This is a genomic window from Klebsiella variicola (assembly GCF_000828055.2).
In the GTDB taxonomy this organism is placed as follows: Bacteria; Pseudomonadota; Gammaproteobacteria; order Enterobacterales; family Enterobacteriaceae; genus Klebsiella; species Klebsiella variicola.
This window is the reverse complement of sequence record NZ_CP010523.2, coordinates 775,644-795,626: the sequence shown is the minus strand read 5'-3', so window position 1 is coordinate 795,626 and position 19,983 is coordinate 775,644. Positions and strand designations below refer to the sequence as shown.

At 56.4% G+C, this 19,983-nt stretch carries 21 protein-coding genes; 13 read left to right on the top strand and 8 right to left on the bottom strand.

All coding sequences use genetic code 11. The features are described 5' to 3' along the window. Positions 1 to 308 precede the first annotated feature (308 nt). A complete protein-coding gene (tkt, locus tag SP68_RS03770) occupies positions 309 to 2,300 on the bottom strand; it encodes a transketolase (RefSeq protein WP_012540573.1) in 1,992 nt (663 codons plus the stop codon). Between the two features lie 280 nt (positions 2,301 to 2,580). Here tkt and loiP point away from each other — a divergent pair, with 280 nt between their 5' ends. Further along, complete coding sequence (gene loiP / locus SP68_RS03765; RefSeq protein WP_012540572.1) at positions 2,581 to 3,339, top strand: metalloprotease LoiP; 759 nt, start codon at positions 2,581 to 2,583, stop codon at positions 3,337 to 3,339. A gap of 377 nt (positions 3,340 to 3,716) precedes the next feature. After that, positions 3,717 to 4,985 (top strand): OprD family outer membrane porin, encoded by a 1,269-nt coding sequence (locus SP68_RS03760; protein ID WP_008806455.1) that lies wholly within the window; start codon positions 3,717 to 3,719, stop codon positions 4,983 to 4,985. 131 nt (positions 4,986 to 5,116) lie between these two features. Here SP68_RS03760 and speB read toward each other — a convergent pair whose 3' ends face one another. The 5 genes from speB to SP68_RS28795 form a co-directional block, all read right to left on the bottom strand. After that, on the bottom strand, positions 5,117 to 6,037 hold the full coding sequence (gene speB, locus SP68_RS03755) for an agmatinase (RefSeq protein WP_002916572.1): 921 nt from the start codon (positions 6,035 to 6,037) through the stop codon (positions 5,117 to 5,119). 233 nt (positions 6,038 to 6,270) lie between these two features. Continuing rightward, entirely contained in the window at positions 6,271 to 8,247 is a 1,977-nt protein-coding gene (speA, locus tag SP68_RS03750) for a biosynthetic arginine decarboxylase (protein WP_008806456.1), read from the bottom strand. An 8-nt stretch (positions 8,248 to 8,255) separates the two neighbouring features. Further along, on the bottom strand, positions 8,256 to 8,387 hold the full coding sequence (yqgB, locus tag SP68_RS26020; RefSeq protein ID WP_002916578.1) for an acid stress response protein YqgB: 132 nt from the start codon (positions 8,385 to 8,387) through the stop codon (positions 8,256 to 8,258). Positions 8,388 to 8,480: 93 nt separating this feature from the next. Next, positions 8,481 to 8,621, bottom strand: a complete 141-nt coding sequence (locus SP68_RS29035) for a hypothetical protein (RefSeq protein ID WP_418268518.1) — start codon at positions 8,619 to 8,621, stop codon at positions 8,481 to 8,483. Positions 8,622 to 8,674: 53 nt separating this feature from the next. Continuing rightward, positions 8,675 to 8,950 (bottom strand): hypothetical protein, encoded by a 276-nt coding sequence (locus SP68_RS28795; protein ID WP_136047534.1) that lies wholly within the window; start codon positions 8,948 to 8,950, stop codon positions 8,675 to 8,677. A gap of 138 nt (positions 8,951 to 9,088) precedes the next feature. On the opposite strand from SP68_RS28795, the gene metK reads away from it, so the two are divergent. The 8 genes from metK to ruvX all read left to right on the top strand — a co-directional run bounded on the left by metK (position 9,089) and on the right by ruvX (position 16,344). Then, positions 9,089 to 10,243: a methionine adenosyltransferase gene (gene metK, locus SP68_RS03745; RefSeq protein ID WP_008806457.1), complete on the top strand. Its 1,155-nt coding sequence runs from the start codon at positions 9,089 to 9,091 to the stop codon at positions 10,241 to 10,243. A 379-nt stretch (positions 10,244 to 10,622) separates the two neighbouring features. Then, on the top strand, positions 10,623 to 12,017 hold the full coding sequence (locus SP68_RS03740; RefSeq protein WP_008806458.1) for a sugar porter family MFS transporter: 1,395 nt from the start codon (positions 10,623 to 10,625) through the stop codon (positions 12,015 to 12,017). 77 nt (positions 12,018 to 12,094) lie between these two features. Then, the gene (locus tag SP68_RS03735; protein ID WP_008806459.1) at positions 12,095 to 12,595 is read left to right on the top strand and encodes a SprT family zinc-dependent metalloprotease; all 501 of its coding nucleotides are present in this window, start codon (positions 12,095 to 12,097) and stop codon (positions 12,593 to 12,595) included. A gap of 94 nt (positions 12,596 to 12,689) precedes the next feature. Beyond that, positions 12,690 to 13,397 carry a deoxyribonuclease I gene (gene endA, locus SP68_RS03730; protein ID WP_008806460.1) on the top strand — a complete coding sequence of 236 codons (708 nt, stop codon included), beginning with the start codon at positions 12,690 to 12,692 and terminating at the stop codon, positions 13,395 to 13,397. A 91-nt stretch (positions 13,398 to 13,488) separates the two neighbouring features. Beyond that, entirely contained in the window at positions 13,489 to 14,220 is a 732-nt protein-coding gene (rsmE, locus tag SP68_RS03725) for a 16S rRNA (uracil(1498)-N(3))-methyltransferase (protein WP_023323263.1), read from the top strand. Between the two features lie 20 nt (positions 14,221 to 14,240). Further along, the gene (gene gshB, locus SP68_RS03720) at positions 14,241 to 15,191 is read left to right on the top strand and encodes a glutathione synthase (protein ID WP_008806462.1); all 951 of its coding nucleotides are present in this window, start codon (positions 14,241 to 14,243) and stop codon (positions 15,189 to 15,191) included. A gap of 173 nt (positions 15,192 to 15,364) precedes the next feature. Then, positions 15,365 to 15,928: a YqgE/AlgH family protein gene (locus tag SP68_RS03715; RefSeq protein ID WP_012540566.1), complete on the top strand. Its 564-nt coding sequence runs from the start codon at positions 15,365 to 15,367 to the stop codon at positions 15,926 to 15,928. Further along, positions 15,928 to 16,344 (top strand): Holliday junction resolvase RuvX, encoded by a 417-nt coding sequence (ruvX, locus tag SP68_RS03710; RefSeq protein ID WP_012540565.1) that lies wholly within the window; start codon positions 15,928 to 15,930, stop codon positions 16,342 to 16,344. Before SP68_RS03715 ends, ruvX begins: the two co-directional genes overlap by 1 nt. Before the next feature lie 52 nt (positions 16,345 to 16,396). On the opposite strand, the gene SP68_RS03705 is transcribed toward ruvX, so the two are convergent. Both SP68_RS03705 and SP68_RS03700 read right to left on the bottom strand, forming a co-directional pair. After that, positions 16,397 to 17,050 (bottom strand): LuxR family transcriptional regulator, encoded by a 654-nt coding sequence (locus SP68_RS03705; RefSeq protein WP_004205179.1) that lies wholly within the window; start codon positions 17,048 to 17,050, stop codon positions 16,397 to 16,399. Positions 17,051 to 17,398: 348 nt separating this feature from the next. Next, entirely contained in the window at positions 17,399 to 18,379 is a 981-nt protein-coding gene (locus SP68_RS03700) for a type IV pilus twitching motility protein PilT (RefSeq protein WP_040968869.1), read from the bottom strand. Between the two features lie 16 nt (positions 18,380 to 18,395). Here SP68_RS03700 and SP68_RS03695 point away from each other — a divergent pair, with 16 nt between their 5' ends. The 3 genes from SP68_RS03695 to yggU are packed head-to-tail and all read left to right on the top strand — an operon-like array spanning position 18,396 to position 19,971. Beyond that, positions 18,396 to 19,097 carry a YggS family pyridoxal phosphate-dependent enzyme gene (locus tag SP68_RS03695; RefSeq protein ID WP_023298214.1) on the top strand — a complete coding sequence of 234 codons (702 nt, stop codon included), beginning with the start codon at positions 18,396 to 18,398 and terminating at the stop codon, positions 19,095 to 19,097. Between the two features lie 20 nt (positions 19,098 to 19,117). Further along, the gene (locus SP68_RS03690; RefSeq protein ID WP_004205182.1) at positions 19,118 to 19,684 is read left to right on the top strand and encodes a YggT family protein; all 567 of its coding nucleotides are present in this window, start codon (positions 19,118 to 19,120) and stop codon (positions 19,682 to 19,684) included. Continuing rightward, on the top strand, positions 19,681 to 19,971 hold the full coding sequence (yggU, locus tag SP68_RS03685) for a DUF167 family protein YggU (RefSeq protein ID WP_004205183.1): 291 nt from the start codon (positions 19,681 to 19,683) through the stop codon (positions 19,969 to 19,971). The genes SP68_RS03690 and yggU overlap by 4 nt, the downstream gene beginning before the upstream one ends. Positions 19,972 to 19,983: the final 12 nt, after the last annotated feature.

The following is a 19,983-nucleotide window of genomic DNA, read 5'->3' as shown; positions in this document are numbered from 1 at the left end:
AGCTGCAAACTGCGACTGATTGATTAATTGTCGAACATTTAAACGACTGAAACGCTTCAGCTAGAATAAGCGAAACAAGGAATAAAAGGAATGTTTGTCCAGCGCAATAAACCAGCTATATGACTTGTGTCACATTTCTTTTGGAATAATTCACAGGGTGGTTACATGTTCGAAGAATAGTGCATACAAAAAGCCGGGTGGCGAGGTAACAGCAAAACGGTAACCCAGGGGTTACCGTTTTTGGTGTTTGCACCCTCTCCCACAGGAGAGGGTTGGGGTGAGGGCATCAGCCCGCACCGTACCAGCCATTACAGCAGCGCTTTCGCTTTAGCGACCACGTTGTCGACGGTGAAGCCGAACTCTTCGAACAGCTGCTCAGCCGGCGCAGACTCACCGAAGGTGGTCATGCCAACGATAGCGCCGTTCAGGCCAACGTATTTGAACCAGTAGTCAGCGATACCGGCTTCTACCGCGACGCGGGCAGAAACGGCTTTCGGCAGTACGGATTCACGATAAGCGGCATCCTGCTTGTCGAACGCGTCGGTGGACGGCATGGAGACCACGCGCGCCTTCACGCCTTCGGCAGTCAGTTTGTCCCACGCGGCCACTGCCAGCTCCACTTCGGAACCGGTGGCGATGAAGATCAGCTCCGGCTGGCCGGCACAATCTTTCAGCACGTAACCGCCGCGAGCGACGTTTGCCAGCTGCTCTGCGGTACGCTCCTGCTGCGCCAGGTTCTGACGGGAGAGGATCAGCGCGGTCGGGCCGTCCTGACGCTCTACGCCATATTTCCACGCAATCGCGGATTCAACCTGGTCACACGGACGCCAGGTGGACATGTTCGGCGTCACGCGCAGGGAAGCCACCTGCTCTACCGGCTGGTGAGTCGGGCCGTCTTCACCCAGACCGATGGAGTCGTGGGTGTAGACCATCACCTGACGCTGTTTCATCAGCGCGGCCATACGTACCGCATTACGCGCGTATTCCACGAACATCAGGAAGGTGGAGGTGTACGGCAGGAAACCGCCGTGCAGCGCGATACCGTTGGCGATAGCGGTCATACCGAATTCACGCACGCCGTAATGAATGTAGTTACCCGCGGTGTCTTCGTTGATCGGCTTAGAACCAGACCACAGGGTCAGGTTGGACGGCGCCAGGTCAGCGGAGCCGCCGAGGAATTCCGGCAGCAGCGGGCCGAAGGCTTCGATAGCATTCTGCGACGCTTTACGGCTGGCGATTTTCGCCGGGTTAGCCTGCAGCTTCGCGATGAACTCGTTAGCTTTGGCGTCGAAGTCAGACGGCATCTCACCTTTCATACGACGGGTGAATTCGGCCGCTTCCTGCGGGAAGGCTTTCGCGTAGGCAGCAAACTTCTCATTCCACGCCGCTTCTTTCGCCTGGCCGGCTTCTTTGGCATCCCACTGCGCATAGATGTCAGACGGGATGTCAAACGGCGCGTGTTTCCAGCCCAGCGCTTCGCGGGTCAGCGCGATTTCTGCGTCGCCCAGCGGTGCGCCGTGGGAGTCGTGGGTACCGGCTTTGTTCGGCGAACCAAAACCAATGATGGTTTTGCACATCAGCAGGGACGGTTTGTCGGTGACCGCACGCGCTTCTTCTACTGCGCGTTTGATGGCGTCAGCGTCGTGACCGTCCACGCCGCGCACCACGTGCCAGCCGTAGGCTTCAAAGCGTTTCGCGGTATCGTCGGTGAACCAGCCTTCAACGTGGCCGTCGATGGAGATGCCGTTGTCATCATAGAAGGCCACCAGTTTGCCCAGCTTCAGGGTCCCGGCCAGGGAGCACACTTCGTGAGAAATGCCTTCCATCATGCAGCCGTCGCCCATGAAGGCGTAGGTGTAGTGGTCGACGATATCGTGGCCCGGACGGTTGAACTGCGCCGCCAGAGTTTTCTCGGCAATAGCCATCCCGACCGCGTTAGCGATACCCTGGCCCAGCGGACCGGTGGTGGTTTCCACGCCCGCGGTGTAGCCGACTTCCGGGTGACCCGGGGTTTTGGAGTGCAGCTGGCGGAAGTTTTTCAGCTCTTCAATCGGCAGATCGTAGCCAGTGAGGTGCAGCAGGCTGTAAATCAGCATCGAACCATGGCCATTTGACAACACAAAACGGTCACGGTCAGCCCAGGCCGGATTGTTCGGGTTATGGTTCAGGAAATCACGCCACAGCACTTCGGCAATGTCAGCCATACCCATCGGGGCCCCCGGGTGGCCGGATTTGGCTTTCTGTACAGCGTCCATGCTCAGCGCACGAATAGCGTTAGCAAGCTCTTTACGTGAGGACATTTTGACTCCAGTTCGGACTGTTGAAGGCCATGCCCTTAACGACTTGACGAGAGCGCGTTTTGGGCTACGCCGGAAAAAAGTGTGAACAATGTAACCCAAGCGACAAGTCATGTACATGGAGCATCCTTTTGCCCTTTAAGAAATCTCTGGAACAGGTTGTGCTACCCCGGAATCCGCTCGCCCGCATCCTGCGATACTCTTTATAATTTACGCAGAATACGGTTCCCTGCCGTCGCCGTATTGTCGGATAAACAACCATAAGATTGTGGAAGATAAAAAAATGAAAATTCGCTCAACCGTACTTGCTCTTGGGATCGCAGCAACCCTCACCGGATGTCAGAACATGGACTCCAATGGTCTGCTCAGCTCAGGCGCCGAAGCCTTCCAGGCGTACTCCCTCAGCGACGCGCAGGTGAAAACCTTAAGCGACCAGGCCTGTAAAGAGATGGACGCCAAAGCGAAAATCGCCCCGGCCAGCAGTGAATACAGCCAGCGTTTGAGCAAAATCGCGACCGCGCTGGGCGATAACATCAATGGCCAGCCAGTGAACTACAAGGTCTATGAGACCAAGGATGTGAACGCCTTCGCGATGGCGAACGGCTGCATCCGCGTTTACAGCGGGCTGATGGACCTGATGAACGATAATGAAGTTGAAGCGGTTATCGGCCACGAAATGGGTCACGTTGCGCTGGGCCACGTGAAGAAAGGCATGCAGGTCGCGCTGGGGACCAACGCCGTGCGTGCGGCGGCGGCCTCCGCCGGCGGCATCGTCGGCAGCCTGTCGCAGTCGCAGCTGGGCGATTTAGGCGAAAAACTGGTGAACTCGCAGTTCTCCCAGCGCCAGGAATCGGAAGCCGATGATTACTCTTACGACCTGTTGCGTAAGCGCGGCATCAATCCGTCGGGACTGGCCACCAGCTTCGAAAAACTGGCCAAGCTGGAAGCCGGTCGTCAGAGCTCGATGTTTGACGATCACCCGGCCTCCGAAGCGCGCGCCCAGCATATTCGCGATCGCATGAAGGCCGACGGGATTAAATAATCGACAGCGGGAGGCATTATCGCCTCCCTTTTTTATATCCTTGTAAAAATATTTAGCCGCATGAATTGATAACTTAAGCGCACAAACCGTTAATTATTGCTGCACCTCGTCACAGCCAATTATTTTAAGCGCTGTCACTCAGCAAGATATTATTTGGCAAATAAAAAACAGCGTGCACAATCCGCCTTTCAGAACCGCGTTCCTCGAGATAATAAATAGTCCACCCCTCTTCGCCAAACGCAGCCGGCGTGCGCCACACAGCTTGTTTCCTGGCGATACCATTGCTCACACAATGATTGCTTTCGACATTATTTCAGGAGAATATCGCGACTGCAGTGATTCCCTTGAATATATAGACAGACAGAGAAGTGCCTTCAGTGAAAAAAGAATTATCGTTAATCGCACTTGGCATTATTGCCGCCACGCCGACTTTCGCCAGCCAACAATCCGCCAGTCAGGGCTTTATTGACGACAGCCATCTGGATCTCTTTTTGCGTAACGCTTATATCAAACGTGATTATCGCGATGGGTTGCCGGATAAAGCCGAATGGGGCCAGGGGATTATCGCCACCTTCGAATCGGGCTTTACCCAGGGACCGGTCGGCTTTGGCGTGGACGGTATCGCCCAGTATGCGGTGCGCCTTGACGGCGGTCGCGGGCGCAGCGGCGCGGGCGGGATCGACTTTTTCGCCCAGGATGACGACGGCCGCGCGAAATCCGACCTCGCCAAATTCGGCGCTACCGGCAAAATGCGCTTTTCGAATACCGTGCTCAGCTACGGCAGCCAGCGGCCGATGCTGCCCATCGTCTACGCTGACGATTCACGCCTGCTGTACGAGAGCTATACCGGCACCATGCTCACCTCGCGCGAAATCGACGGCCTGGAAATTAACGCCGGTTATCTCACCGACCAGCAGCGCAAAAGCGACGACAGCCATAACAGTGGCCTGAAAAGCCTGACCTTCGGCGGCGCCAGCTACCGGTTCAACGACCAGCTCAGCGGCGCGCTGTACGCGTCACACGTCGAAGATGTGCTGAACAAACAGTATCTTGGCCTGAACTATAAGCAGCCGTTCGCCGCCAACCAACAGCTGGTTCTCGATTTCAACGGCTATAACTCACGCCTGGATCAAGAATATGCCGATGCCAATGACACCGGTCGCAGCAATAGCATCTGGAGCCTGGCCGCCAGCTACATCTGGGATATTCATACCTTTAAAGTCGCTTATCAGCAAAGCAGCGGCAGCACCGGTTACCACTACGGCGGCTACCAGAACCAGGGCGGCGTCGGCGATGGCGGGAATACCATCTGGCTGGCCAACTCCTACTGGTCTGATTTTAACGGTGAAGATGAACGCTCCTGGCAGGCATCGTACGGACTGGATTTTGCCGGGCTGGGATTACCGGGGCTGACCTGGACCACCGCCTATGTGCGCGGTGATAACATTAAAACTTCAGAGACCAGCAACGGCAAAGAACACGAATGGTTCAACCAGGTTCAATACCAGGTACAAAACGGCGTGGCGAAAGATTTGAAATTCAGACTACGCTATTCGGTGCTGCGCGTGTCCAGCAACGCCAGCGACTATAACGTCAGCGGGAATGAAGTCCGGTTCTACGTCGAATATCCGTTTAACGTGTTTTGACGCGATAATGACCCCTCTCCTGCGCGCCGGCCCTCTCCCGGCGCACAGGAGCACTCGCCCGGCGCCTTGATAACCCCTCTGTGCCGCGCGCAACCCTCTCCCGGGAAGGGAGAGGGTCGGGGTTACCCGGCTTATTCGCCCTTCTTCGCCGCCTGGATGTAGAGCATTTCCAGAGCGAGAGTCGCCGCCGCCAGAGCGGTAATTTCGGACTGATCGTAGGCCGGAGCGACTTCCACTACGTCCATCCCCACGATGTTCAGATCCTTCAGGCCACGCACCAGTTTGATCGCCCGGTCTGAGGTCAATCCGCCGATAACCGGGGTCCCGGTGCCTGGCGCAAACGCCGGATCCAGACAGTCGATATCAAAGGTCAGGTACACCGGCATGTCGCCGACGATCTGCTTCACCTGGGCAATGACGTCATCAACGCTGCGGTCGTTAACCTGGCCGGCGTCCAGCACCGTAAAGCCATTATCTTTGTCGAACTCGGTACGGATACCAATCTGCACGGAGTGGTTCGGATCGATAAGCCCTTCGTTCGGCGCGGTGTAGAACATGGTGCCGTGGTCGAACTCGCAGCCGTTGGCGTAAGTGTCGGTGTGGGCATCGAAGTGCACCAGCGCCATTTTACCGAAGTGCTTAGCATGGGCGCGCAGCAGCGGCAGGGTAACAAAGTGGTCACCGCCGAAGGAGAGCATGCGCTTGCCCGCCGCCAGCAGCTTCTCGGCGTGAGCCTGCAGCTTCTCGCTCATTTCGCGCGCGTCGCCGAAGGCGTACACCAGATCGCCGCAGTCCACCACGTTCAGGCGTTCGCGCATGTCAAAGTTCCACGGGAAACGGTTGTGCTCCCAGGCGAGGTTAGTGGAAACCTGACGGATAGCCGCCGGGCCATGACGGCCACCCGCGCGCCCGGAGGTCGCCATATCGAACGGCACGCCGGTGATGACCCAGTCCGCATCGCTTTCATACGGCATGAAGTTCATTGGCAAACGCAGAAAGCCAAAGGCATTGGATACCAGGGAGTTATCGTATTGATGACCTAAAGTGCTCATGGATATGACCTCTTTTCGCAGTCGTGGAACGTAAAAAATAAGTATAAAAAAACCCCTCCGCGTCGTTAGGCCCGACGAGGAAGGGTTTGATAGATAAATCGCTTATTGGCGTGAATTATCGCCGGTAATGCATACGGGTTCAAGTAAGTATCGCATTCCGCCGGATGACGGCTTCGCCTTATCCGGCCTACCTTCGCAGGCCCGGTAAGCGCTACGCCACCGGGCATCAATGGTTACTCGTCTTCCAGATAAGTATAGCCGTACAGTCCCGCCTCAAACTCTTCGAGGAACTGCTGCTGCAGCGCGTCGTCCAGGCCGGTATTTTTCACCTGATCGCGGAACTGGGTCAGCAGCGTGTTCGGATCCAGCTGCACATACTGCAGCATATCCGCCACGGTATCGCCCTCGTCGGACAGCTCAACCTCAACGCTGCCGTCAGGGAAGACGAACACGTCCACCGCCTCGGTATCGCCAAACAGGTTATGCATGTTGCCAAGGATCTCCTGATAGGCGCCGACCATAAAGAAGCCCAGCATCGGCGGGTTCTCCGGGTCGTACTCCGGCATCGGCATGGTGGTGGCGATCCCGTCGCCGTCCACGTAGTGATCGATGGCGCCATCGGAGTCGCAGGTGATGTCCAGCAGCACCGCACGGCGCTCCGGCGACTTGTTCAGCCCTTCCAGCGGCATCACCGGGAACAGCTGATCGATCCCCCAGGCATCCGGCATCGACTGGAACAGCGAGAAGTTGACGTAGATTTTATCCGCCATCCGCTCCTGCAGCTCATCGATGATGGGACGATGCGCGCGGTTGCTCGGGTCGAGCTGCTTCTGCACTTCATGACACATGTTCAGATACAGCTGCTCGGCCCAGGCGCGCTCCTGCAGGTTGAAGGTGCCAGAGGAGTAGCCGATATGGATATCGTGCAGGTCCATCTGGCTGTCGTGCAGCCATTCGCGCAGCGAGCGGCGGTTGCCGGTCTCGTGCATCTCCAGCCAGGTTTCCCACATGCTCTGTAGCGGACGCGCGGCGTCTTCCGCCGGCGGGGTCGCCTCAGTGTATTCGTTACGCTCCACGCCGATGATGTTGGAAACCAGCACGGTATGGTGCGCGGTCACCGCGCGGCCGGATTCGGTGATCACCGTCGGGTGCGGCAGGCCGTTCTCTTCGCAGGCATCGCCGATCGCCCAGATGATGTTGTTGGCGTATTCGTTCAGACCGTAGTTCACCGAGCAGTCAGACTGCGAGCGGGTCCCTTCATAGTCCACGCCCAGACCGCCGCCGACGTCAAAGCACTGAATGTTGACGCCCAGCTTATGCAGTTCGACGTAGAAACGCGCGGATTCACGCACGCCGGTGGCGATATCGCGAATATTGGCCATCTGCGAACCGAGGTGGAAGTGCAGCAGTTGCAGGCTCTCAAGGTGCCCTGCGGCACGCAGGATCTCGACCAGCTGTAGTACCTGGGTCGCCGCGAGGCCAAACTTGGACTTCTCTCCGCCGGAGGATTGCCATTTGCCGGAGCCCTGCGAGGCCAGACGCGCACGCACGCCAAGGCGCGGCACCACGTTCAGGCGCTCGGCCTCTTCCAGCACGATGGCGATTTCCGACATCTTCTCGATGACCAGATAGACCTTGTGGCCCATCTTCTCGCCCACCAGGGCCAGACGGATGTATTCGCGGTCTTTATAGCCGTTACAGACGATGACGCTGCGGGTCATCCCGGCGTGCGCCAGCACAGCCATCAGTTCGGCTTTCGAACCGGCTTCCAGTCCCAGCGGCTCGCCGGAATGGATCAGCGATTCAATCACGCGACGGTGCTGGTTAACCTTAATCGGGTAGACAAGGAAGTAATCGCCATTATAACCGTACGATTCACGCGCGCGTTTGAAGGCGGCGTTGATCGAGCGCAAGCGGTGCTGCAGGATCTGCGGGAAGCAGAACAGCGCCGGCAAACGTTGCCCTTGCGCCTCGCGGGCTTTGACTAATTCCGCGAGGTCCACGCGCGCTTCCGGGACGTCCGGATCCGGGCAAACGCTGATGTGGCCCAGTTCGTTGACGTCATAATAGTTATTGCCCCACCAGGCAATATTATAAGTACGCAGCATCTTGCTGGCTTCCTGGGAGCTCATCGCTACCTCCTGCATGGAACGTAGTACACCGTGTTCGCCTGCTGACGAAGGCGAAACCATAGACATGTCGTCAGACATAGCGAACCTCAATTTTTAATAATAAGTGTAAGACAGTTAACTACTATCGCAGTCCAAAGATGCGATAACAACCCATGAACAGTCCTAAAGCCCAGCACTATCTGCTGGTTTTGCGACTGCGCGACCGGTTTCTTATTCATATCATCGTATAACACGTAGCCGAACAGAGTATGACAGTCCGGAGAAACCACGAGAAAACTCTTGCCTGGCAAGAGCGCCCTTGTTCAGTTTTCTTACGACCGACCGGCCCTGGAATCCTGAGAAGCGCCGAGATGGGGTGAACATCGGCTGGTTTGCATGAGAGAGATGCAGGTTGCGGAGTGCTGACGCGCGACAGAACGACGCGACGAATCAAGCGAAAAACATTGGTTCATTATCTGGTATCACCTCCACACCGCCCTGCGACAGGGTCGGCGACAAGCCAAAGCTATACATACCGGGCAACAGGCGCTACGCCGCTGCGAGATTCTGTAAATACAGACTGCTTAACCCGGCTGGAAGTGGCACCACAGGGCGATGCCCCGTGCGCTTTTTTAATGAGCCGCGCGCGGCGTTTTATACCGAGAAGCAGGGTAAAAAGCAAAATAAAAATGTGTGCGTTTGCGCGGTTGTCAGGAAAATTTGCCAGGCGGGTTTTCCCATAAATGCGACCGCCATCAAAAAAGGCTGGAAATGGGCTCAAGAATTGACCTAAAATAGCCATCCAGAAGTTAATCCGTCTATACTGATTAACACTCAGACTGCTCGTGTCGCTACCTGCGCGGCTTTGCGCTGATTATCCACCAAAGCCACATTACACAACAGTATGAGCTATCCGAATCGTCCACAGGTGAAATAAAATATGGCAAAACACCTTTTTACGTCTGAGTCCGTATCAGAAGGGCATCCTGACAAAATTGCTGACCAAATCTCTGATGCCGTGCTGGATGCGATCCTCGAGCAGGATCCGAAAGCGCGTGTCGCATGTGAAACCTATGTCAAAACCGGCATGGTGCTGGTAGGCGGCGAAATCACCACCAGCGCATGGGTTGATATCGAAGAGATCACCCGCAACACCGTCCGCGAAATTGGCTACGTGCATTCCGATATGGGCTTTGACGCCAACTCGTGTGCCGTTCTGAGCGCCATTGGTAAACAGTCTCCGGACATCAACCAGGGCGTCGACCGTGCCGACCCGCTGGAACAGGGCGCAGGCGACCAGGGTTTGATGTTTGGCTATGCGACCAACGAAACCGACGTGCTGATGCCGGCGCCGGTGACCTATGCTCACCGTCTGGTGCAGCGCCAGGCTGAAGTGCGTAAAAACGGCACCCTGCCGTGGCTGCGTCCGGATGCGAAAAGCCAGGTGACCTTCCAGTATGACGACGGCAAAATCGTCGGCATCGATGCGGTGGTTCTGTCCACGCAGCACGCGGAAGACATCGACCAGAAATCCCTGCAGGAAGCGGTGATGGAAGAGATCATCAAGCCGACCCTGCCGACCGAATGGCTGAACGCTTCGACCAAATTCTTCATCAACCCGACCGGACGTTTCGTTATCGGCGGCCCGATGGGCGACTGCGGTCTGACCGGTCGTAAGATCATCGTTGATACCTACGGCGGCATGGCTCGTCACGGCGGCGGCGCGTTCTCCGGTAAAGATCCATCTAAAGTTGACCGTTCCGCAGCCTACGCGGCGCGCTATGTGGCGAAAAACATCGTTGCCGCGGGCCTGGCCGATCGTTGTGAAATTCAGGTCTCCTACGCTATCGGCGTCGCTGAACCGACGTCGATCATGGTGGAAACCTTCGGCACCGAGAAAGTGCCTTCTGAACAGCTGACCCTGCTGGTGCGCGAGTTCTTCGACCTGCGTCCGTACGGCCTGATTCAGATGCTGGACCTGCTGCACCCGATCTACAAAGAAACCGCGGCTTACGGTCACTTTGGTCGCGAGCATTTCCCATGGGAAAAAACCGACAAAGCGGCTCTGCTGCGCGAAGCGGCCGGTCTGAAATAACCCCTGCTTCCTCTCTTCAAGGCCAGCCTCGCGCTGGCCTTTTTGTTTCCGTCTCCCTCCCCCCTGCGCTTCGCTTCAGCGAAACGCGGTAACGCGATGAAAGCGATTACATTATGATGACTGCCCCTTTGTTTCCATAACAGGCATAGCGTGCGGGTATTTTTCACAATGTTACATATTGTTTCGGTCAACTCTGATTACCGTTTTTCAAAATGTCGACTATCCTTGTATATACTGCTGATTTAAAAAGCATTTAATGGATTACGTTTCTTTACCTTTGTGTAAACGATTACACAGCCGTGACTATAATCACGTTTTTTTACCGTCGAGTGTCCTACCCTAACCATCGACAGAATCAATAACTCAACTGGAGGGCGTTATGCCTGACAACAAAAAACAAGGGCGTTCGAACAAGACTATGACGTTCTTCGTCTGTTTCCTCGCCGCGCTGGCTGGCCTGCTGTTCGGCCTTGATATCGGTGTTATTGCGGGTGCCTTACCCTTTATTGCCAATGAGTTCCAGATTTCAGCCCACACCCAGGAGTGGGTGGTCAGCTCCATGATGTTCGGGGCTGCCGTCGGTGCGGTCGGCAGCGGCTGGCTCTCCTTCAAACTGGGCCGTAAAAAAAGCCTGATGATCGGCGCCATCCTCTTTGTCGCCGGCTCTCTGTTCTCCGCTGCCGCGCCAAACGTCGAGATCCTGCTGGTTTCCCGCGTGCTGCTGGGCCTGGCGGTGGGCGTCGCTTCATACACGGCTCCGCTGTATCTGTCGGAAATCGCGCCAGAGAAAATCCGCGGCAGTATGATTTCGATGTACCAGCTGATGATCACCATCGGGATCCTCGGCGCCTATCTCTCTGACACCGCTTTCAGCTACAGCGGCGCGTGGCGCTGGATGCTCGGCGTGATCATTATTCCGGCGGTATTGCTGCTGATCGGCGTTATCTTCCTGCCGGACAGCCCGCGCTGGTTCGCCGCCAAACGTCGTTTCGTCGATGCCGAACGCGTGCTGCTGCGCCTGCGCGATACCAGCGCCGAAGCGAAACGTGAGCTCGACGAAATCCGCGAAAGCCTGAAGGTGAAACAGTCCGGCTGGTCGCTGTTCAAAGACAACAGTAACTTCCGCCGCGCGGTGTTCCTCGGTATTCTGCTGCAGGTGATGCAGCAGTTCACCGGCATGAACGTCATCATGTACTACGCACCGAAGATTTTTGAACTGGCGGGCTATGCCAACACCACCGAGCAGATGTGGGGGACGGTGATCGTCGGTCTGACCAACGTGCTGGCCACCTTTATCGCTATCGGTCTGGTCGACCGCTGGGGCCGTAAACCAACGCTGATCCTCGGCTTTATCGTGATGGCCGCGGGCATGGGCGTGCTGGGTAGCATGATGCACATCGGCATTCACTCCTCTACCGCGCAGTACATCGCCGTCCTGATGCTGCTGATGTTCATCGTCGGTTTCGCCATGAGCGCCGGTCCGCTGATTTGGGTACTGTGTTCCGAAATCCAACCGCTGAAAGGCCGCGACTTCGGCATCACCTGCTCCACAGCGACCAACTGGATTGCCAATATGATTGTCGGCGCCACCTTCCTGACCATGCTCAACTCGCTGGGCAGCGCCAATACCTTCTGGGTGTACGGCGGTCTGAACGTGCTGTTTATCCTGCTGACTATCTGGCTGATTCCGGAAACCAAAAACGTCTCGCTGGAACATATTGAACGTAACCTGATGCAGGGTCGTCCGCTGCGTGAAATCGGCGCCCGCGACTAACCCGCCTGAGCTTCCTCCCCTCCCGGGAGGAAGCTTCCTCTTGCTCTCCCCCGCTCGTCGCACTATCCTCTGGCGCTATGAAAACACCCCGTATTCCCATCGCTATTCAGCAGGCCGTGATGCGCAGCCTGCGGGAGCATCTCGCCAAAGCGAACCTCAAACTGGAACGCCGCTACGCTGAGCCGACGCTGGTCTACCAGCAGCGCGGTACCTCCGCCGGCACCGCCTGGCTGGAGAAAAACGAAATTCGTTTAAATCCGGTGCTGCTGCTGGAAAATCAGCAGGAGTTTATCGATGAAGTGGTGCCGCACGAGCTGGCGCACCTGCTGGTCTGGCAGCACTTTGGCCGCGTCGCGCCGCACGGTAAAGAGTGGAAATGGATGATGGAGAACGTCCTTGGCGTTCCCGCGCGTCGCACCCACCGTTTTGAACTCGATTCGGTCCGCCAGAACACCTTCCCCTACCGCTGTCGCTGTCAGCAGCATCAGCTCACCGTCCGTCGCCATAACCGGGTGGTGCGCGGCGAGGCCACCTACCGCTGCGTTCACTGCGGCGATCTGCTGGTGGCTGAAAAATAACCATCAGAATTTATTAGAAACTTTCTGATCTGACTGATTGCATCCAGCAACCTCATTCGCTACGTTGCGGGCTCGTTTTGACACGGAGTTAACGATGTCCCGTATGCATATTTTAGCCGTTGCGGTATTGAGCACGGCAGTCAGTGGCCCGCTCGCGGCCGCCGGTATTAATAGTTTTTCCCAGGCCAAGGCCGCTGGCGTCAAAGTGAACGCCGACGTTCCGGGCGACTTTTATTGTGGCTGTAAAATCGACTGGCAGGGTAAAAAAGGCGTTATCGATCTGGAATCTTGCGGCTATAAAGTGCGTAAAAATGAGAACCGCGCCAGCCGGGTTGAATGGGAACACGTGGTGCCGGCGTGGCAGTTCGGCCATCAGCGCCAGTGCTGGCAGGAAGGCGGGCGGCAAAACTGCGCCAAAGATCCGGAGTACCGCAAGATGGAAAGCGATATGCACAACCTGCAGCCGGCGGTAGGGGAAGTCAATGGCGATCGCGGCAACTTTATGTACAGCCAGTGGAACGGCGGTGAAGGCCAGTACGGCCAGTGCACCATGAAGGTCGATTTTAAAGATAAAGTCGCCGAGCCCCCTGCCCGCGCCCGCGGCGCTATCGCCCGCACCTACTTCTATATGCGCGACCGCTACCAGCTGAATCTTTCCCGCCAGCAAACTCAATTGTTTACCGCCTGGGATAAACAGTACCCGGTCACCGCCTGGGAATGTGAGCGCGATGAGCGCATCGCGAAAGTGCAGGGCAACCATAATCCGTATGTCCAGCAGGCTTGCCAGGCGCAAAAGAGCTAACCTACACTAGCGGCAATTGTTAATTTGCAGCCCTGTGCTTCCCGCCCGGTGGCGGGAAGCTGGCATCTGCGCAACGAACGGAATATCAAGCATGCGCATTCCTCGCATCCATCATCCAGAACGCCTCACTGTCGGCAGCCAGATTGCGCTGAGCGATGACGCGGCCAACCACGTCGGTCGCGTCCTGCGCATGACCGCAGGTCAGCACCTACAGCTTTTTGACGGCAGTAACCAGGTATTTGACGCCGTCATCACCGAGGCCGGCAAGAAAAATGTCACGGTTGAAGTGCTCAGCGGCGAACCCGACGATCGTGAATCGCCGCTGCATATTCACTTAGGCCAGGTGATGTCGCGCGGTGAAAAAATGGAATTTACTATCCAGAAATCGATCGAACTCGGGGTAAGCCTCATAACGCCACTGTTTTCCGAGCGCTGCGGCGTTAAACTGGACGCCGAACGTTTGCAGAAGAAGATCCAGCAGTGGCAGAAAATCGCTATTGCCGCCTGCGAACAGAGCGGTCGTAATGTGGTACCGGAAATACGTCCGGCCATGCAGCTGGAAGAGTGGTGCGCCGAGCAGGACAGCGGGCTGAAGCTCAACCTGCACCCGCGCGCCAGCGCCAGCATTAATACGCTGCCGCTACCGGTTGAACGCGTCCGTTTGCTGATTGGTCCGGAAGGTGGGCTATCGGCAGAAGAGATAGCGATGACCGCGCAATACCAGTTTACTGATATCCTGTTGGGACCGCGCGTTCTGCGTACAGAGACTACTGCGCTCACCGCCATCACCGCCCTGCAGGTGCGTTTTGGCGACTTAGGTTGAGGCGTTAACGGAGAAGAACCATGATCAAGCTCGGCATCGTGATGGATCCCATCGCAACCATCAACATCAAGAAAGACACCAGCTTCGCTATGTTGCTGGAAGCGCAACGTCGCGGCTATGAACTCCATTATATGGAGATGAACGACCTCTATTTGATCAACGGCGAAGCCCGCGCCCGTACGCGCACGCTGAGCGTCGAACAGAACTACGATAAATGGTATGACTTCACCGGTGAGCAGGATCTGCCGCTGGCCGATCTTGACGTTATTTTGATGCGTAAAGATCCTCCGTTCGATACCGAATTTATTTATGCCACCTACATCCTGGAACGGGCGGAAGAGAAAGGCACGCTTATCGTCAACAAGCCGCAGAGCCTGCGCGACTGTAACGAGAAACTGTTCACCGCCTGGTTCTCTGAACTGACGCCGGAAACGCTGGTCACCCGCAATAAAGCCCAGCTGAAGGCCTTCTGGGAAAAACACGGCGATATCATCATGAAACCGCTCGACGGCATGGGCGGTGCCTCGATTTTCCGCGTCAAAGCCGGCGATCCGAACCTTGGCGTGATCACGGAGACCCTGACCGAGCTCGGCAGCCGCTACTGCATGGCGCAGAACTATCTGCCCGCCATTAAAGACGGCGACAAGCGCGTGCTGGTGGTGGACGGCGAGCCGGTGCCTTACTGCCTGGCGCGTATTCCGCAGGGCGGCGAGACCCGCGGCAACCTGGCTGCCGGCGGCCGTGGCGAAGCTCGCCCGTTGACCGAAAGCGACTGGGAAATAGCCCGCCGCGTCGGCCCGACGCTGAAAGCCAAAGGTCTTATCTTCGTCGGCCTGGATATCATCGGCGACCGTCTGACGGAAATTAACGTCACCAGCCCCACCTGCGTGCGTGAGATTGAAGCCGCCTTCCCGGATATTTCGATCACCGGCATGCTGATGGACGCTATCGAAAGACGTATCACCAAATAAACACCAGGGCGGATAAACGTCCGCTCATGGCGCAGCGAGCGCGGTTGACCGCGCTCGTGAAACGCCGCCAGCCAGCGCCACTCGGGCGCCAGCCAGATAAAGTGCATCGACACTATTCTACTTTGCCCGCATACTGGGTGTTGCTTTTTGAACCAGGAACAGAACCTCTGACAATGAATTTACAGCATCACTTTCTGATTGCCATGCCTGCGCTTCAGGACCCGATTTTCCGCCGCTCCGTGGTCTATATCTGCGAGTATAACGACGAGGGAGCCATGGGCATTATTATCAATAAGCCGCTGGAAAATCTGCAGGTGGAAGGGATCCTTGAGAAGCTCAAGATTGTTCCGGAGCCGCGCAATCCGGAGATCCGTCTGGATAAACCGGTGATGCTGGGCGGCCCGCTGGCGGAAGACCGCGGTTTTATTCTGCATACCCCGCCCTCTGACTTCTCCTCGAGTATCCGCATTTCGGATAACACAGTGGTCACCACCTCGCGGGATGTTCTTGAAACCTTAGGTACCGACAGGCAGCCGGGCAACGTACTGGTGGCGCTGGGCTACTCCTCATGGGAGAAAGGGCAACTGGAGCAGGAGATTTTAGATAATGCCTGGCTTACCGCCCCTGCCGACCAGAATATTCTCTTCCGCACGCCCATCGCCGATCGCTGGCGCGAGGCGGCGAAACTGATTGGTATCGACATTGTGACGATGCCAGGCGTCGCGGGGCATGCATGATGAGCGGAACCTTTCTCGGCTTTGATTTCGGCACCAAAAGCATCGGCGTGGCGGTGGGGCAACGCATCACCGCAACCGCGCGACCGTTACCGGCGCTGAAGGCGCAGGACGGTAAACCGGACTGGAATGTCATCGAAAAACTGCTCAAAGAGTGGCAGCCTGAGGCGGTGATCGTTGGCCTGCCGCTGAATATGGACGGCACCGAGCAACCGCTGACGGCGCGCGCGCGGAATTTCGCCAATAAAATTCATGGCCGCTTTGGCGTCGCGATCGTCCTTCACGATGAACGTCTGAGTACGGTGGAGGCTCGGGCAGGCTTATTTGAACACGGCGGCTACCGCGCGCTGAATAAAGGCAGCGTTGATTCGGCCTCAGCCGTGGTCATTCTGGAAAGCTACTTCGAGCAGAGCTTTTAGGCTCTGCTCTCCTGCGCCGCCGGCAAATTGCTGACGGCGCGCTTCCGACCGCTTAGTGCCGCAGATGTTCGTTCGCCCAGCTCACCGCCTGAGTGCGATTCTTCACGCTCAGTTTACGAAACACATTGTACAGGTGCGTGCGCACCGTGTTCTCGCTGATAAACAGGGCACGGGCAATATCCAGATTCGTCGCCCCACAGCGCAGCTCGTTGAGGATCTCACATTCCCGCTCGGTGAGTGGCGAGTTCTCAACGGGCGCCGATGCATGGTCCGCAGCGTACATCGCCGGGTGCATCACGCTCAATTCAGCCGTCTGTTCGCCGTTCAGTACGGCCTTAACGCCCTCAATTAAGCGCGATTCATCATCGTCATGGCGGAACACGCCATATAAAGCCGGCCACTGCGCCATTTCGTATAACTCATACTTTTGTGCGCTATTAATAATCAACAAACGAGGATTATCTGCCTGCAGTCGAATAATATCTCGCCATACCCCATTTAATTTCTTATTTGACACTGCGATATCAAATAATATTACAGAATCTTTCGCCAGGCGCTGTGCCAGTGGTTTATTAATATTTTGTAAAACCACTGGTGCCATCAGGGTTTCGCTCAGATAGCTGGCAAAAGCTTTGCTCTGAATTGACGGATGGGTAATAAATGTGACCTGACGAGAAGATGATGAATTTCCATTTAAATTAATCACTTAAAACTCTCCTTAGCTGCTACCCACCGCCATGGTGGTTAAATGAATAAAAAAATATACAAACAGTCGTGAATTTATAAATAGCCTTGGCAATTTACAAATTGAAACGCTATTCCATGAGAATCATCCTATTCCCGTAAACAGCATAAATCGAATACCTCAAAGCTGTCAAAAGGTAATCAAACTTTTTTCCTGGAAATGCGTATTCACTGTCGACATATCGCAACTGAATGTGTTATTTGAATTTATTCAGAATGGTTATTTGTATTACCAAATAATATAAATAAACAGCCATCAAACATTCAGTTAACATATCATTTAACCCGCCCTGTCTGCTTCACGCTGCTCTTACAGCTCGCCTGCGGCGACACGTTGCTGAAAACTCTGCGTAAATGTCAGCATTCCGGCCTGCATCCCGGTCTGCATTATGCCGGGCAACTGGTGCACTTTTCCTTCACGGATCAAGTTAGCTACTGCGGGGGTATTGACCAAAAGCTCGTATAGCGCAACTCTGCCGCCCTGACGTGCAGGCAACAATTTTTGCGCCAGCACCGCGCACAGGCTTCCGGCCAGCTGACTACGAACCTGATCTTTCTCCTCTGCCGGAAAGACATCGATCAATCTCTCCACCGCCGGCGCCGCGCCGCGGGTATGTAATGTCGCCATTACCAGATGTCCGGTCTCCGCAGCCGTTAACGCCAGACGAATGGTTTCGCTGTCCCGTAGCTCCCCGAGCAGGATCACATCCGGATCCTGGCGCAGCGCCACGCGGAGCGCCGCGGCGAACGAAGGACAATGACGGCCAATCTCCCGCTGCTGGATCAGGCATCGCTCGCTGTGATGGATAAACTCCACCGGGTCCTCCAGGGTCAGAATATGGCCATCAAGATGCTGGTTGAGATGCCCCACCATCGCCGCCAGGGTGGTCGACTTGCCGCTGCCCGTCGCTCCGGTGACCAGCAGCAGGCCACTCTCTTCCGCCAGCAGCTCGCTCAGCGCAGGCGGGGCGCCCAGCGTCTCCAGACGCGGGCACTGTTCAGGCAGAAGGCGTAGCACCAGCGATATTCCACGCGTATGGGCGAAAGCGCTGGCGCGCAGCCGCGAACCGCAGGCCAGGGTCAGCGCAAAGTCAATCTGGCCCTGTTCCTGCCAATGCTGTAACTGTGCGGCATCAAGCCTGCAGTGGAGTAAATCCAGGATATCCGGCGCGGGAAACGGGGCGGGCTCCAGCTTGCCCTGCCGCCGCCAGCGCGGTGCGGCGGAATTGCACAGGTGTAGATCGGAGACATTATGCTTTACACTAAGGGCTACGATTTCTTCCAGCTTCATAACTCATCCTCGGAATATGAACGATATTGCGCATAACCTGGCACAGGTCCGGGACAAAATCTCCGGTGCCGCCGCTCGTTGCGGGCGTGCGCCAGAAGAAGTGACATTGCTTGCAGTGAGTAAAACGAAACCTGCGAGCGCGATCGAAGAAGCCATCGCGGCAGGCCAGCGGGCATTTGGTGAAAACTACGTCCAGGAGGGCGTGGAGAAGATTAACCATTTCCAGCAGGCCGGCATCAGTGGACTGCAGTGGCACTTTATTGGCCCCCTGCAGTCCAACAAAAGCCGGTTGGTGGCAGAGCATTTTGACTGGTGCCACACCGTCGATCGGCTGAAAATCGCCACCCGCCTGAACGAACAGCGCCCGGCGCATCTGCCGCCGCTGAAGGTGCTGATTCAAATCAACATTAGCGATGAGCAGAGCAAATCCGGCATCCCGCTGGAAGCGCTCGATGGATTAGCGGCAGAGATCGCTGAGTTACCTCATCTGGAGCTGCGCGGTCTGATGGCCATCCCCGCGCCTGAGTCAGAATATGTAAGGCAGTTTGCCGTCGCCCAGCAAATGGCGGTAGCATTTGCGCGATTAAAAACGCGGTACCCCACGGTCGATACGTTGTCTCTGGGAATGTCGGACGATATGGAAGCCGCAATCGCGGCGGGAAGCACGATGGTGCGCATCGGCACAGCTATTTTTGGTGCGCGCGACTACAGCAAATAATAAGGAATCTGAGGAACGCCATGAAGACGTTGACTTTCCTGCTTTCAACGGTCATTGAGCTTTACACGATGGTCGTGTTGTTACGCGTCTGGATGCAGTGGGCGCGCTGCGACTTTTACAACCCGTTTTCGCAGTTTGTGGTGAAGGCCACGCAGCCGATTGTCGGGCCGCTGCGCCGGATTATCCCGGCGATGGGGCCGATTGACAGCGCCTCGCTGCTGGTGGCATTTATTCTCTGCGTCATCAAAGCGATCGTGCTGTTTATGGTGATCACCTTCCAGCCGATCATCTGGATCTCCGCCCTGCTTATTCTGCTGAAAACCATCGGCTCATTGATCTTCTGGGTGCTGCTGTTGATGGCGATCATGAGCTGGGTCAGCCAGGGCCGTAGTCCGGTGGAGTACGTGCTGATGCAGCTGGCGGACCCGCTGCTGCGCCCTATCCGCAACCTGCTGCCGTCGATGGGCGGTATCGATTTCTCACCGATGGTGCTGGTGCTGCTGCTGTACGTGATTAATATGGGTGTCGCCGAGGTGCTGCAGGCCACCGGTAACGTGCTGCTGCCGGGGCTGTGGATGGCGCTATGAGTGCCGTTGAAAGCTGTGCTGACGGGCTGGTGCTGAGGCTGTACATTCAGCCGAAGGCCAGCCGCGATAGCATCGTGGGCGTACATGGCGACGAGCTCAAAGTCGCCATTACCGCCCCGCCCGTTGATGGCCAGGCCAATGCCCACCTGGTGAAATTTCTCGCCAAACAGTTCCGCGTCGCCAAAAGCCAGGTACTGATTGAAAAAGGCGAGCTGGGTCGCCATAAGCAAGTTAAAATCATCGCCCCACAACAGATCCCGACTGCGGTCGCGGCGCTAACTGAATAAACAGGATTCATC